General features: G+C 63.0%; 10 protein-coding genes. 7 read left to right on the forward strand and 3 right to left on the reverse strand.

From position 1 onward, the window contains the following. Positions 1 to 50: 50 nt before the first annotated feature. Both IPM54_27450 and IPM54_27455 read left to right on the forward strand, forming a co-directional pair. On the forward strand, positions 51 to 572 hold the full coding sequence (locus IPM54_27450) for a MerR family transcriptional regulator (protein MBK9263530.1): 522 nt from the start codon (positions 51 to 53) through the stop codon (positions 570 to 572). Between the two features lie 199 nt (positions 573 to 771). Further along, positions 772 to 1506, forward strand: coding sequence for a hypothetical protein (locus tag IPM54_27455; protein ID MBK9263531.1), 735 nt, complete (start codon positions 772 to 774; stop codon positions 1504 to 1506). 216 nt (positions 1507 to 1722) lie between these two features. Here IPM54_27455 and IPM54_27460 read toward each other — a convergent pair whose 3' ends face one another. Beyond that, complete coding sequence (locus IPM54_27460) at positions 1723 to 4203, reverse strand: hypothetical protein (GenBank protein MBK9263532.1); 2481 nt, start codon at positions 4201 to 4203, stop codon at positions 1723 to 1725. After that, the gene (locus tag IPM54_27465; protein MBK9263533.1) at positions 4203 to 5072 is read right to left on the reverse strand and encodes a hypothetical protein; all 870 of its coding nucleotides are present in this window, start codon (positions 5070 to 5072) and stop codon (positions 4203 to 4205) included. The genes IPM54_27460 and IPM54_27465 overlap by 1 nt, the downstream gene beginning before the upstream one ends. Positions 5073 to 5200: 128 nt before the next feature. Here IPM54_27465 and IPM54_27470 point away from each other — a divergent pair, with 128 nt between their 5' ends. Both IPM54_27470 and IPM54_27475 read left to right on the forward strand, forming a co-directional pair. Continuing rightward, entirely contained in the window at positions 5201 to 5653 is a 453-nt protein-coding gene (locus IPM54_27470; GenBank protein MBK9263534.1) for a hypothetical protein, read from the forward strand. A gap of 180 nt (positions 5654 to 5833) precedes the next feature. After that, positions 5834 to 6205: a septal ring lytic transglycosylase RlpA family protein gene (locus IPM54_27475; GenBank protein MBK9263535.1), complete on the forward strand. Its 372-nt coding sequence runs from the start codon at positions 5834 to 5836 to the stop codon at positions 6203 to 6205. Between the two features lie 87 nt (positions 6206 to 6292). On the opposite strand, the gene IPM54_27480 is transcribed toward IPM54_27475, so the two are convergent. Further along, positions 6293 to 8641: a PQQ-like beta-propeller repeat protein gene (locus IPM54_27480; GenBank protein ID MBK9263536.1), complete on the reverse strand. Its 2349-nt coding sequence runs from the start codon at positions 8639 to 8641 to the stop codon at positions 6293 to 6295. A gap of 125 nt (positions 8642 to 8766) precedes the next feature. Here IPM54_27480 and IPM54_27485 point away from each other — a divergent pair, with 125 nt between their 5' ends. The 3 genes from IPM54_27485 (at position 8767) to IPM54_27495 (ending at position 14616) form a co-directional block, all read left to right on the forward strand. Next, a complete protein-coding gene (locus IPM54_27485; protein MBK9263537.1) occupies positions 8767 to 10203 on the forward strand; it encodes a hypothetical protein in 1437 nt (478 codons plus the stop codon). A 31-nt stretch (positions 10204 to 10234) separates the two neighbouring features. After that, positions 10235 to 12757, forward strand: coding sequence for a dynamin family protein (locus IPM54_27490; protein ID MBK9263538.1), 2523 nt, complete (start codon positions 10235 to 10237; stop codon positions 12755 to 12757). Positions 12758 to 12882: 125 nt separating this feature from the next. Continuing rightward, a complete protein-coding gene (locus IPM54_27495) occupies positions 12883 to 14616 on the forward strand; it encodes an ABC transporter substrate-binding protein (GenBank protein ID MBK9263539.1) in 1734 nt (577 codons plus the stop codon). Positions 14617 to 14746 lie beyond the last annotated feature (130 nt).

Consider the following 14746-nt stretch of genomic DNA (forward strand, 5'->3'; position numbering starts at 1 on the left):
ATACATTCACGAGCACTGGTTGGGAGCACTGAGTCGTGGCTGAGGGAATGTTGCAGAGGATATCGGACGAGGCACTCGAGGCACTCGAGCGTGAGCACGAACAGGGCATCACGTCGGCCGAGATTCTCGACATCTTCGCGGCGCACGGCATCAAGTTCAGCGAGGCGACGCTGCGCAAGTACGTGCAGCTTGGGCTTCTCCCGCGCAGCGTGCGCGTGGGCCGCAAGGGCAAACACCAAGGCTCCCAGGGACTCTATCCCGCGACCGTGGTGCGCCAGATTCAGCGCATCAAGGAGATGATGGCGCAGGATTACACGATCGAGGAGATTCAGCGGGAGTTCCTGTTCGTCCGGGGCGAGATCGAAGAGCTCGAACGCACGATTTCCAAGGTGTTCGACGCTTTGCGCGATGCGGCCAAGGAGCGACGAAGCGATACGGCGGATCGGGCAATTCAAAACGAGCTCTTTACGGCGGAGAGGCTTGCCAAAGACCTCGTTTCGAAGCTCAGCGCGATCGAGGAACGTCTCATGGCCGCGGCTCGGCTTTCGAGGGCGAGGGCGACGGGGACGTAGTGAATTTTTCGCGGCGCTCTGGCTGGTGCCGCGCATGAAGTTTCGTTGCCGAGGAAGGACGGCTGGTCCGTCCCGAATCGGGTTGTGTTGGATAAATCAGTGAGACAGGGAGCAGCGCCCCTGCACTCGTTCGGGCCGGTCTCTGAACGAGGAGGGGAACGTGCGCGCGCGAGACGGAAGGCACAGCGGGAGGCAGCGCATGGCAACGATGATCGACAATGATTTCGCGGACTTCGATGGGCTCGACATGGACACGGACAACGATTCGGACGATTCAGAGACCGGCGACGAACACATCGTCGAAGGCGCGTTGGCGCTGAAGCCTCGACCGGCAACGGCTGCGACGGCAACGACGCGTGAGCAGCGTCGATCGCGCCGCAAGCGCGAGGTTCGAGCGCGCACGATCAGCGTGAAACGCATGACGAAGCGCGAGCTGGAAGTGGGTCGGCTCCTGTATCCCGAAACGGATTACTGGAAGCCGAAGACGCGTGCGCAGTGCATCGATGGTCCGCGTCCGTGTCCGTACGTGTCGTGCAAGCACCACTTGTTCCTCGACATTTCGTCGAAAACTGGTGCCATCAAGCTGAACTTCCCGGACCTCGATCTGTGGGAGATGGGCGAAAGCTGCGCGCTCGACGTGGCCGATCGTGGCGGCACGACGCTCGAAGACGTGGGCGCGATCATGAACCTCACGCGTGAGCGTATTCGTCAGGTCGAAGTTCGCGCGCTTGCAAAACTCGAGGCGCTCAACGACATGAACTCGCTGCGCGATTACGTCGACGAAGGCCCCGTCGGCAAGCGCCGTCTGCCGGTGCTCAAGGCCGCCGACCTCGAGGACGAGGATGGAGCGGACATCGACGACGACGATGACGAGGACGACATCGTTGCGCGCGATGACGCCGACGCACTCGATGACGCGGATGACATGTTTTGAGAGCGGCCGCGCACGGGTAAGTTGAAAGCGCGTTCAGTTCGTCCCTCGGGGGGTATGGGGGGCAGAGCAGTCGGCTCGTCTTTTGGGCGCAGCCCAAAAGACTAAAAGGGCCGCCTGCGAGCCCCCCATCGTAAACTAGGCCTCGCGCGTCGGGCGGTTACGCCCGACCGACGCGCGAGCGTACAAATCTAGGCCCGGCTTCAGTTCTGCACGCTTTCAACGGTCCGGTTGAGCTTCGATCACCACGAGCGACGATTCGTTCAACGTCGAGGCGATGAAGATCTGCATGGCTTGCGCTGACGGAGGCGGCGTCGGCGCAAGCGGCCGTCCACTCCACAACGCAACCAATCGCTTGCGCGGATCGAAGCGAGTTTCCGACGCGTGACGCATCGCAAGGTCGGTCGCTCGCTGCATGTCCGCAGGCGATACGCCTGACGTGGCAAGCGTCGACAAGAGCGCCATCAGACCCATCACTGCGCCATCCAGCAAGTCCGATGGAGCGCGCAAGTCGACGACGAGCGCCGCCGCTCGAGCCGTTCCTGTCAAACGTACCGTCGCGCGCACGCCTGATGCCGGAGGAAACGTCTTCTCGAGCAAGCCTCCTTCGCCACCGAGAACGAGCGCCGTGAACATGGCCGCATCGTGCCCAGTTGCCCCCACGGCTGGCACGGGTGCCGCAACGAGCGCCTGACCAAGTCCCGCATCGCGCGGAAGCCGCAGTTTGGAAGGACGCACTCCCTGCGCACCGAGCGTCGCCGCAGAACACGAACGCGACGCATCGCGCGGTGAAAGCCACCGATCGATGGAGAACCCAACTTCGGACGCTTGCGGAACGTCCATGTTCGCAAGCACAGCCACGCGAAGCGGCGTTTCGAGCAGCGAGCGAAGACGCAACCGAGACACTTCGAGCGTCGCTGCGCTGACTCGTGTGAAGGTTCCAAACGGCTCGAACCATGACGGATGCTCGGGGGCAAGCGCTTCTGCGAGCGCTTCGAATGCGATGCCACCACGACCCGTCGAACGCTCCAGGTGCGTGAGCATCGACGTGCGCGCTTCGACAATCGACGACGTCGTGAGCGTCGCGGGCGACAAGGCTCGCATGACGGCGTTGCCCACGCGCCGCGCAAGCTCCGGAGGCGTCTCGCGATCATCACGCGGCGGCGCATGTGCAAAGAGACCAGCACCATCCGCACCGATCCATGGTTCCAGCGTGACACCGGATGTCATCCCATGCGCGGCAACGGCTGATAGGAGCGAGAGCGCAGTGATTCCTGCATCTGCTGCTCCTTCATCGCCCACGCCACAGGGACTCGCGACGAGCACCCACAATTCGCCCTGCCCACGCTCGACCGCAACACGTCGGTCTGCGGCAGGACTTCCCACCGACGCCATCGCGCGTTCATGTTCCTGGACAAACGTACGTCCAGACGAACCTTCTGCACTGGGCGTAGCGCTCGGGGGCAAACCAAGCACGACCGTCGCGCGTGGTGTGAGTCGGGGAATGGGCGACGACAGAGCCCACCACGCAGCGCGGGAAGCAACGTCGCGAGGATCGGGGGCTGCAAGGATTTGCCTCGATACGAGCGAATGATTGGCCTTCACTGCGCTCTCGATGGCGATCTCGTGTTTCGCAATCGCAGCGGCATACGCAGCCGCACGTTCGAGCTTCGTGGCGCTCAGACGCGCTTCGGATTCGAGCGTGATGCTGATGCATCCTCCGTGCGGCCGAGCAAAACCTGCAATCTCCAGCGGGAGGAAGGGATGCGGCAATGCTGCCAATCGCCCGCGTAGCGCCGATCCTGGTGCAGCCAAACGCTCCGCAACGGTGACCGCGGAGATCCCATCGTTCACACGCACGGCAACGACCACGCGTCCCGCATGCCCACCAGGCGGCACGACGTAGGTCGACACGGAATCTGCCGTGGGCAACGTGTCGACCGCGGGACTGCCCGCAGGCCAGCCTTCGCTGCGTGAAAGCTCTTGGAACACCAACGATCCGAAGTCGGTCGGTCCGGCCGCAGCAATCGCCATGCGCCCAGCGTGAAGAGCTTCTCGACGTTGCGCATCGAGCTGCGTGACGAACGCGCCACTCGATGTATCCACTGGAGGTTGTCCGGGTACGACGCCGAGCTGTCCAGTGCAAGCCGCCACGGGATCGAGCTCGGGAGCATCGAGGGGAGCCTTTTGAACGGCTTCAACCCGTTTGGCGACGAGCGCCATGTCGGGTCCCGATGCAGTGATGGGATCACGCATCGCTCGCGAAATCGCCGCGAAAAAGGTTCCCACGCGAGATGCATCTTCCACGAACCATTCGACGCGAAACGCGCTGCGATACGCGCGAACACGCGGGGAAAAACCCGCACTGGTCAAACGCGACTCCACGACTGCCGAGAGTGCCGCCGTGGGAAGCGATCCGAGCCCCGTGGCGAATACGACAGCCAACGCCGGGGCCGGATCGCCTTCGCGATAAATCACCGACAATCGTGGTTTCTGCGCCAGGGCATGGAACGAGATCCGCGCGCTCGGATCAGCGTGGCTACTGATGGCCCCTGGGATCGCAGGTGGAGTCGTCGTTTCGCCGAACAGACCGCATGACGACATCGCCATGGACGCGGCCAAGAGCGCACGACGAACCCAGCGTGAGGGCGCAACGTTTGTCCACGGATCGGCCTTGAAATTCGGCAGCAACGTCTGCATCAAATCTCGAAGTCGTCCGCCGAGCGCGGCGCGATCTTGAAGCCGTAGAAATACGTGACGATGCCCGTCACGGACTTGAACTCGACGCCTTGCGCCAACGGGGGACCGAGCTCCTTCAGGTTGAAGAGCTCGTTCGAGATTGAAGGAACGTCGCTTTGCGGAATGCCTCCGCCGACGTCGATCGGCGCCGAATAGCGGCCGCTGCTGTCGTAAGGATTCCCGGCGATCTTCACGTTCTCGACGCGTACGAGCATGCCGAGCCACTGACGAGCCGATTCGTAGGTCTTCAGATCCGACACAGGAATCGTGTGCGCCGTGAGGTCTGGCCCGAGTTCGAAGCGGAAGGTCAACGTGCCGCCGATTTCGGGCAGCGTGCGACAGTACGGAAACGGGCCCGTCGTTGGACCTCGGAACTCCATGAGGTTCCCGAGCAAATCGACGACATCGCCAGGGAACAGTCGCATGTCGGGCGGACTGAACGACGGCGCGTAGATCGTCATGCCATGGTAGGGGCCCGCTGCCGCGCATGCGTCTTGCGCGTAGTAGTTGCCCGTCGCTCCATCACCCGTCTCGTCGTATCGATCGATCGCGACGATGCGTAGCCCGGCCAAACTCACGGGTTTGTCCAAGGGGTAGGCGCACGACTTGCTGTCGTCGTCGTTCGGCTTGATCCAGGTGGACGGACCGACGACATCAGCCAAACGAGCACCTGCGCCGCAAGGATCTGCAGCGGGTTTGCTCGGCGGATCGCCCACACCGCTGTCGCCGAAGTCGCTGCATGCAGTTCCGAGCAAGACGAACATGCACGCGGCAAGCCGCTGCGTCGTGGATGGTATGTGCCCAAAGAAGGGGAAGCGGCTGGATTTCAAGCGAGTCTCCCGATCGGTCCTTACCACGACTCGCGCGGTGGTGCGGGCAGCTTTCTTTTACGCGGCATAACCAACGTTTTCGTTACGAGCAGCACGCGCGTGGGCGACTCCGTTGCTATAGGAGGTACGTGCTCTCCGGTCGCGTGCTCGCCCTCATCGTGCTTGCTTGGTCGCTGGTCAAGGTGCTCATTGGCCGTGTTTTCGGCCGAAAAACGGGGCTACCGCTGTTCCACGAAAACTACGATGCCGATGGTCTCGCAGCACTCGACGCCGACGAGCGCGAACGCATGCCGCGCTTTGCGCGATGCATCGCGTGCGGGCGTTGTGACATCGGGGAAGCCGAACGCATCGCAGCGTCGCGCGGTCGCTACGCGGGTCTCATGCCCATCGTGCTCGCGTCGTCGCGCAACATGCCCGACTACGATGCCGCCGCCGAGGCGCTCGCGTTCGTCCCCGAGAATGTACTCGTTCGAAAGGAAAAGGTCTGTCCCACAGGGGTTCCTTTCGTCGAGCTTGCCAAATTCGTGCGTTCGAAGGTCATCGCGCGCCCTGAACACGACGCGCAGATCGTTCACGAATGAACGATTGATAGCTAGATCGCACGGCTGAATCTTTGGAGCACCGAACAATTTGCGGTACACCCAAAAGAGGTGTTTGCCGCCATGCTTCAGCATTCTTTTTCTTCACGGATCGCGATCCTCTTCGTACCCGTCATCATCGGTTGCGGCAGCTCTGCGACCGCGACGCCAAAGACACCAGCCATGACGACCTCGAGCTCTGGCCACGCAGCCGTCGCGGTGCCGCCCAAACACGAGGAACGTGGGCAAGCGAGCTACTACTCGGACCGTCTTGCGGGGCGATCGACGGCGAGCGGTGAACCGTACGCGCCCAAAGAGCTCACGGCGGCGCATCGAACATTGCCATTCGGGACGATCGTGCGCATTTGGCGACCCAAGAACGGTCGAGCCATCGAGGTCCGCATCAACGATCGTGGCCCGCATATAAGGGGGCGGATCGTGGATCTGTCGCGACGAGGTGCCGAGGCAATCGGGCTCATTCGTGACGGCGTGGACGATGTGGTGCTGACGGTCGTGTCGCTCCCGCCGCCGAAGCCGAAGAAGAAAAGGCGGTGAAGCCGCCTGCAAGCCCCCCATCGTGACAGGCCTCGATTCGCGCGCGTCCCATGCGCGCGAATCGAGCGTTCGAGCCCTGACCCGACCTCACATCAACCGCAGTCTCGGCCCCGCTGAAAACGCTGCGATGTGACCACTTTCTTCGGCCACGTACACATCGCACCGTTCGTCGACGCGAAACAAATCCGGAATCAGATCGGCGGGCACGCGACCAAGCAGTTTGCCGTCACGCGGACGCACGATCAGAAGCTCCGTCTGCGGCACGAAAAGCGCTCCTGATCGCAACATTGGCTCGAGACGCCGCGGGCGGTCGCCATCAGCGCTGCCAAAGACGTGCCTGTACCGTGTCGCCCCGTCAGATGCGTCGATGCCCACGAGATCACCACTCTCGCTGTTGAGAATGATCGTGCCATCCACCACGACGCACGATGCAGCCGCGCCGCATGCTACGCCGTCGAAACGTTTTTCGCCGGTCGTTCGGTCAAACCCCATGATGCCGGTGCCTCGACGGCCATGCGTGACGATCACGACGGTGTCGCGCGCAAGCAAAGGCGCACCCACGGGAGCTGCTTCCGAAGGGAGATCGACGCTCCAACGCGACGCCCCCGACCACGGATCGACGTGGTGCAAACCCGCTCCACCGCGTTCCACGAAGGCACCATCTCCGCTCACGGCGAACAGCGATTCCTGGTCCACCGCGACGTGCGACGCGAAACGGCGCCGGTCACACACGCGCCAGACAACTTCGCCCGTGAGCACGTCCAGCGCGACGAGCGCTTGTTCGCCCGACGCCACCACGAGCAGTTTGCCCGCACGCCTCACGCGAAAGACGCCGTTGCGCCGAGACGCATAACGCCAGCGAACTTCGCCGCCGTGCAGATCCACCGCCGCAAGGTGCCGCGTTCCTTCGCTGACGACGAGCATGCGAGGCAGCCCTGGCGAGTTGACGACGACCCCGGACGTGCTCGTTCCCGTGCGTGGCGAAAGGTTCGTCGTCCACTGCACGTCACCCGTTTGCAGGTCGATCAGATGCAGCGCTCCTTCGGCTTCGATACGCGCCAAACCGAGCGGCGTGATGACGCTGGTCGCGCGCGGAACGGGCTTTGTCCAGACAATCTCACCGGTGCGCCGATCGAGACAGCTCAACTCGCGCGTGGCTCCAACGACGAACGCATCGCCACACAGAAACGTCGCGCGCAGATCGATCGACGGGACCGCGGCAAGCCATCGCGGCGTAAAACGCAGACGGCTCGTCGCAAGTGAATCGTCATCCGAAGAGGGCGGGGGACGCAGCGCCGCGGCGAATGCGCGATAGCCTTCGGGAGCGTCGTTGATCTTCGACTCGTCACGCGTCGATTCCCGCACGCGATCCCCAAGCTCGCGCACCTTTGCGCGAAACGCATGAAGCCTGAGGTTTTGCGCCTGCGTTCGATCACGACGAACGATCGTTCGCGCGAGCGCACGAGCAAACGCAATGACGCTTTGCACGAGCGAATTCACATCAACAGCGGGAAACGTCCACACCTGGCCGCGATCTTCGGATCCTCGGCGAGGCATGCCGATCGTGAACGATGCGTGCCCTTCTCCTTGCAGGCGCACAGCGCACACGGCTCCACCTGTCGTCAGTCGCCGGTAGTAAGGACGGTTCAACGCGGCTGCCTGAAGCGCGTCGAGCACGAGGTCGACGAGCTGCTCGGCGACCAGAAAGACGAACACCTCGGGCAATTCCCGCGCATGTTCTCCGACGATTACGCGCAGTTTTCCGCGGAACAAGAGGGCAAACAGATCCGTCCGCAGCACGGTCGTCTCCGTCATCGCCGTCGTGGTTGGAATGCGCATCATGAGATCGGCCGCGATGGTGATGGGCACGTCGCCCGTTGGTTCCACCGCGACAAACGTCGGCTCAGCGTCCGCGTCTTCGATCACGAATGGCAACTGCGACCGCAGGTAGTCGCGCGCGGCTGCGCAGCGTGTAGCTTCGCTCCACGCTCGAGCATCGATGTCATCCGTGTTGGCGGCTGCGTTGTGAGGCGTGCGCACACTGCTGATCGAAAGCGCATCGAGCGCACTCACGAGCCGATTGCAGAGTAGGTCCACGTTGACTCGACGTTCGTGAAACGCCACTTCCGGCATCGCCGCCGTGCGCACGAGAGACACGAGCAAGTCCGTGCCCGCGCGTTCGAAACCGATTTCCCAAGGATCGGCGCCTTGGACGAGACGCAGCGCAATACGCTGTCGCCGCGCTGCGGACAGATCCGCAATCGCGTAAGCTAGATCCGCCACGAACGCACTGGCATCGCGTTCGGGCAAATCGGCTAGAGGACCGCGTTCCATCAATAGAAGATTGAAGAGAGCGCGTACCGCCGGGCTCTCGACCGATGAGGTCGAGACAGGCGAGATCTCGGGGCGTTGGGCAACGAGAGATAGGCCGGTCATCCGTGAGGCAATGCTAAAGAGCCTCGCGCCCAGACCTAACTTTTCGGTGACGATCGCCATAGAGTGGACAAACCGAAAGAGGATCGCTAGGAGCCGCGCCGCGTGTCATGCAGATGACGAGGAGCTTGCGACGAACTCTCGTCATCGCGTCGATTGGCGCGGTTTTAGCGCTGATCCCGGCTCTCGTGCTCTTCGACTTCACCGTCGACGATGCGCTGATCATCGCGCGCTACGCGACGCACATCGCGCGAGGAGCGGGATACCGATGGAACGTCGACGGCCCGATCACCGACACGATCACGCCGCTCGGTTTTCCGTATGTGCTCGCGCCTTTTGCGCATGACGGGCCGCTCTCGGCGCTCGCAGCATCCAAGCTCTTGGGCCTCGTTGCGTGGCTCATCGGCGCTGCATTTCTCGCGGTCGCGGTGGATCGATCTTCGAACGACAGCAAGCGCTTCACGGCGCTCTTGCTCGTGCCCGCATCAGCGCCACTCGCCGCGTGGAGCGTCGCGGGACTCGAAACGGGAATCGCTACATCGCTCGCATCGATCGCCGTGTCGCTCATAGCGCTCGGTGTTCCGCGCGTGGGGACGTCGTTCATCGGAATTGCGGCAGCCTTGCGGCCGGAGCTTACGCCGTTCGCGTTCGTCGTTGCGCTCGTTCCATCACCGGGCAAACGCGCTGCCGAATGGAAGCATCTCGTCACACGTGTAGCGCTTGCAGGTTTTCCGTTTGCGCTCGTGGCCATCGTCCGCGTGGCTCTGTTCGGCCGTCCGACGCCTCTCGCCGTGCTCGCAAAACCTTCGGATCCCGCGCTTGGACTGAAGTACGCGATCGCATGCTTTCTGCTCGCAGGGCCGATCGCGATCGTCGCGCCGATCGCGGTTCGTCGCGCCGAACGTTTTGCGTTCGTCCTTTCCATCGCGATTGCCTTTCACTTTGGCGCAGTCGCAGTCGCAGGCGGTGATTGGATGCCGCTCTCGCGGCTCGTCGTGCCCGTCCTTCCCGCATGCGTGCTCGTGGCCGCGCACCTCGCATCGGTCGCGGATGCGCGCGTCACGGCGCTGCGTTTGCTGCTTGCGCTTGCAGGCGAGATCTTCGTGATGATGAAGATTGGCCCGTCGGCCGCGCGCGTTGGTCCGGACAGACTCGAGCTCGTGCGCCAGCTCGAACCGGTGCTTCGGGACGCGCGCGTGATCGGTGCGCTCGACGTAGGCTGGATCGGAGCTTCGACGGAAGCGAGCGTCGTGGACTTTGCCGGCTTGACCGACCCTGCGATCGCGGCGCTACCAGGCGGTCACACGACGAAGCGCATCGGGCCATCGATCATCGACAAGCACGGGATCGACACGCTCGTTTTGTTGCGCGCCCGAGGAGCACCCACGGAGACGCCGTGGACGAACACACTCTTCGATCGCGGCGTCGAACAGCGCGTTGCGCGTTTTCCCGACATTGGGGACGAGTTCGTCGTGGTCGCCGAAAGCTCGATGCCCGGCCTTCCGTACATCGTGCTTCGCAGGCGTGACGATCGAGCGAATGGGGCCTTGATCGAAGGGCCTTGATCCTGCGCCGTGCTCGCCCTTTGATGCAGTCATGGCGCGCCTCGTCGAGAACCTTTCGCGTTTTTTTGGACGCGTCGAAATCATGGCGCGTGGCCTCGAAAACGAGCGTCGCGCGGCCGAAGTTGCGCTCGGTCGCGGACGCCCACTCGAAGCCCGCGAACGTGCCCGAGCGATTCTTGCCGAAGTCCCCGGATCGCCGCTGGGCCTTGCGCTCTGGGCCGACGCCGCCGAAGACGCAGGGCTCGATCATGAAGCAGCATCGGCGCTGAGCGAGCTTGCGGAGCTCGTTCCGTGGCGTGCCGATGTGTGGCTGAGGCTCGGACAAGCACAAGCACGCCTGCAGGATCCGCGGGCAACCGAGTCGTTCGAACGTGCTGCCAATGCACCCGAAGAACGCGACTCCGCGCAGCTCGCGTTGCTCGAGCTGTGCGATCTCGACCTTGGCGCAGGAGACCCAGGTAGAGCCGGCAGATGGCTCGATCGCATCGGCGTATCGCTCAGTGGTGAAGGCAAGACCTTCATGGATCGCGAAGTATCGCTGCGCCGAGCCGAATGTGCCCTCGCGATTGGAGACGTCGAAGCCGCGTCGCGATTTGCTTCGAGCATCGATCCGGAACGCCTCGATGGTCGTGGGGCGCTCGTGCTTGCGCGTATCGCGCTTTCGTCCGGACAAACGAGCACGGCCCTCGATTTAGCGCTCCGCGCATGCATCCTCGATGCACCGGGTTCGTCCGAGCTGCTCTCGTCGTTCGTCGCTGCTTGTCGCGATGCCGTGCTGCTCGACCGCGCGCGCCGCGTCGTTGCTGCAGCCGGTCTCTTCGACGAACCAGCGTGGGCTGCAGCATTTGCGTTTGCCGAAGGACGCACGGCGGATGCGCGAGCAGCGCTTGCTCGAGGTTTGTCCAAGGGAAACCAGGGTGCCGCAGCGGCGCTCTTGCGTCTCGCGACGGAGACGCGCGATCTCGATGCGCTACATGCGCTTGCAGCACGGGATCCGAATCGGCTTCCCGACGACTTGCGGCGACTTCGTGAAGGAGCCGTGCTTGCTGCCGAGGGCCGAGAGCACGATGCGCTCGAACGCTTCGATGGAGTCGGGGGCGACGCATCGGCATGGGCGACCGAGCTTTCGCGCAACGTGATTCGCTCGTGGGTGCCAGCCGAAGGTTCGGCAGCATGGCCGAAGCTGCTCGAGGAGTTGCGACAATCCGCGCGATCACTCGATCGCATCGACCTCGTGTCTGCGGTGGAAGCGATCGCGGTCGAACGCGACCGTCCACTTCGCGTGGCCGTCGTTGGCGAGTTCAACGCGGGCAAGAGCACGTTTCTCAATGCGTTGCTCGGCGAAGACGTTGCACCGACGGGCGTGCTTCCGACGACGGCAACGCTGCATTGGGTGGCGTGGGCGCCTGATCCGTTCGCACGTATCGTCGTCCGCGGTGCCCCAGATCGCGTCGTTCCGCACGGTGGACTCAAAGCTGCGCTGAAGCACCTTGCAAGCTCCGGCGCGCGCGTCGATCGCGTTTTCATTTACGCGCCCATCGAGCGATTGAAGCGCGTCGAGATCCTCGACACGCCGGGCTTCAACGCGCCCGATCCGGATCACATCGCCGCGGCGCGTCATGCCTTCGACGAAGCGCACGTTGCGATTTGGCTACTCGATGCGACAGGCGCGATGAAAGACACGGAGCGCCGCGTTTTGACGGAGATCAAAGAGCTTGGTGTGCCCATTCAAATCCTCGTCAACAAGGCAGATCGTTTGACGACAAAGGAACTCGAGCATGTATGCAATCATGTCGCGGCGGGTTTGTCCGAGACCGGCATTGGTTCGTACACGCCGCCGATCGCGTTCTCCGCGAGGCTTTCGCTGAAGGGGCGACTGGGTGACGTCGCTGCGCTCGAAGCATCCGGGTTCACTGCCGTCGAGGCGCTGTTTTCGGAGCACATCGTCGATCGTTCGTCTGAACTGCGAGAGACGGCGCTTCGTCGAAAGGCGCTGCGGATCGCGTTGGATCTTGCATCGATCGCAGCGGCTCGAGCATCCGAGGATCGCGAGCGGATTCGCGCGGCTCGGTCACGCAGCGATGCGCTCGTGGCCGCTGCGGCGAAGTTGCGGCACGAAAGGCACACGTTTGCGGCCGTCATCGAGAAGGCATTGGATCCCGTGCGTCGCGTGCTCGTTGCGGATCTGCGTCCATTGCGGCGTCTCGGCGACGAGGAGCAGGGGATCGATCCGGGGCTTCAGGCGTACGTTGAGGAACGGTTCGTGGCACGCCTGACCGATCCGATCGTACAGGAGATTGCGCATTTGGCGGGCGTGCCCGCACCTCAGCCGGCAACTGCTGCCGTTCGCGCAGTGCTCCTGGGTGCCGTGTCGGCGCTCGATCCCACACTGGCTCCGCAAGACAGATCGCTCGTGCGCATCATCGATGCAGCGATTGCAGCGTTCGCAGCATCGCTCGTGACGGAGGCAAGTGGAGCATTACCGCCTGCGCCTTTTGCGGCACTCGAGCAGCGCGCGGCGTTGGTCCGAGATGCGCTCGCTGCGCAGGCGTAGAGCGAGCGTCCCGCGTGTGATCTGGACCGTTGGTAGATGCTTGCCGGTGCGCGTGTTTTCGTCGCATGTGGCATACGACACGGCTATCATCCGCCTCTAAACGAATAATGCTTCGAGGCAATGTCATGAATGTGTCGTCCAGCGATCTTAGCAAGCGCAACTTTTGGCGGAGAGGGCTCCTCGGGGGGCTCGCGATGGCGCTCGGTCTCATCGCCACCGCACCTTCGTGCTCCTTCGTCGTCGATACGAACGAAGTGCAGTGCAGCGACACGACTCCGTGCGGTGCTGGCAGGAAGTGCTCCGAAGGTGTCTGCATCGTCGACCCCAACGCAGGGGAAAGCTGTGCGAAGACGAGCGAGTGTGTTGCGTCGAAGGGCGAGTTCCACTTCTGCCGGAAGGACAATGGCGCAGCGACGGGCGAGTGCGTCGCGCTGAAGTCGGCGCTGTGCGACACCGTCGAAGGCGACTATCAAGCTGACGACGTCTTCTTCATCGGCTCGATCCATCCGAAAACACCCGTGGATGGACCGGATGCCATCATCGGCATTTCCATGGAGGAGAGCATCAAACTCGCGCTGAGCGAGCTCAAGAAGACGGCGAATGGTTTGCCCCCGGCAGCGGGACAAACCAGCCGGCGCCAAGTCGTCATGATTGGTTGCAGCGACGAAGGCTACGAGGACAAGAGCGTCGAAGCCGCCACGCACCTCGTCGATAACGTCGGCGTCCAGGCGATCATCGGTGGAGCGTTCAGCGGCATCGCGATCCAGACGGCGACGGAAGTGACGATTCCCAATCAGGTGCTGTTCGTGAGCGCGTCGGGCACCAGCCCCGCCATCACGGACCTCGCGGACAAACCCTCGGGATCAACCGTTGGCCTCGTGTGGCGCACCGTTCCATCGGACAACTTCCAAGCCCAGGCGCTCGTCGAATACGTCAAAACGCTAGAAACGGATGTGCGAACCGAGCTTGGCCTGATGGCTGCCGAGCCGATCAAAGTGGCGATCTTGCACAAAGGCGACGCGTACGGCACGGGCCTCAAGAACGCGCTTCAGAAGGACTTGGTTTTCAACAACAAACCCGCTCTGTCGAACGGCGCGAACTACATCGTCGTCGACTACGGCAACCCGGACGAAGGCATGGGCGGGTTGAACTACGGCGAGGCGATCGACAAAGCCGTCATGAATGGCGCGCACGTCGTGCTCCTGTTCGGCACGGGTGAAGCCATCACCGAGGTGTATACAAAGATCGAGGTCGGCTGGACCGCTCCGACGCACAGGCCGCGATACGTCTTTTCTGACGCGAACTTTTCGGGCGCCGTTGCGGACATCATCAACGTCGAAACGGACGTGATGAAACGCGCTGACCTGCGACGTCGCACGACGGGCGTCGTCCCTGGCCCCGGCGACACGGATTCGCTCTACAAAGCCTTTTTGCTTTCGTACGGATCGCGTCCCGGCGATGCGACGATCTTCGGTTCAGCCAGTGCGTACGATGCGGCGTACCTGCTCTTCTACTCCGCGGCGTTCATCAAGGATGGCCCGATCACGGGCATCAAGCTCGCTGAAGGCATGGCCAATATGTCGAACGCTGCGCCGATGGACGCCGAGGTCGACGTTGGTACGACCGACTTGCCCGGGGCGCTCAACAAAATTGCCGACGGTACCTACACGTCGATTGACTACAACGGCGCGTTCGGCCCGTTGAACTTCGACTCTGCAACGGGCGAGCCCGCGGCCAACGTGCAGATCTTCTGCTTGGCCGACGACGGCACGGGCAAAGCGACACACCAGCTCTCGGGCTCGTTCTACAACGCCGATACGGGCAAGATCGAAGGCGCCGCCGCAGCAGCGTGCAAGTGATTCGGTTCCAAAACCCCCTGGGAACAAGGCTCCAATGAGTTCCTGGGGGGTATGGGGGGCAGAGGAGTCGGCTCGTCTTTTGGGGCAAAGCTCCAAAAGACTCGAGGAGCCGCCTTCGAGTCCCTAACGC

The sequence above is a fragment of the Polyangiaceae bacterium genome (assembly GCA_016715885.1).
Classification (GTDB): Bacteria; Myxococcota_A; Polyangia; order Polyangiales; family Polyangiaceae; genus Polyangium.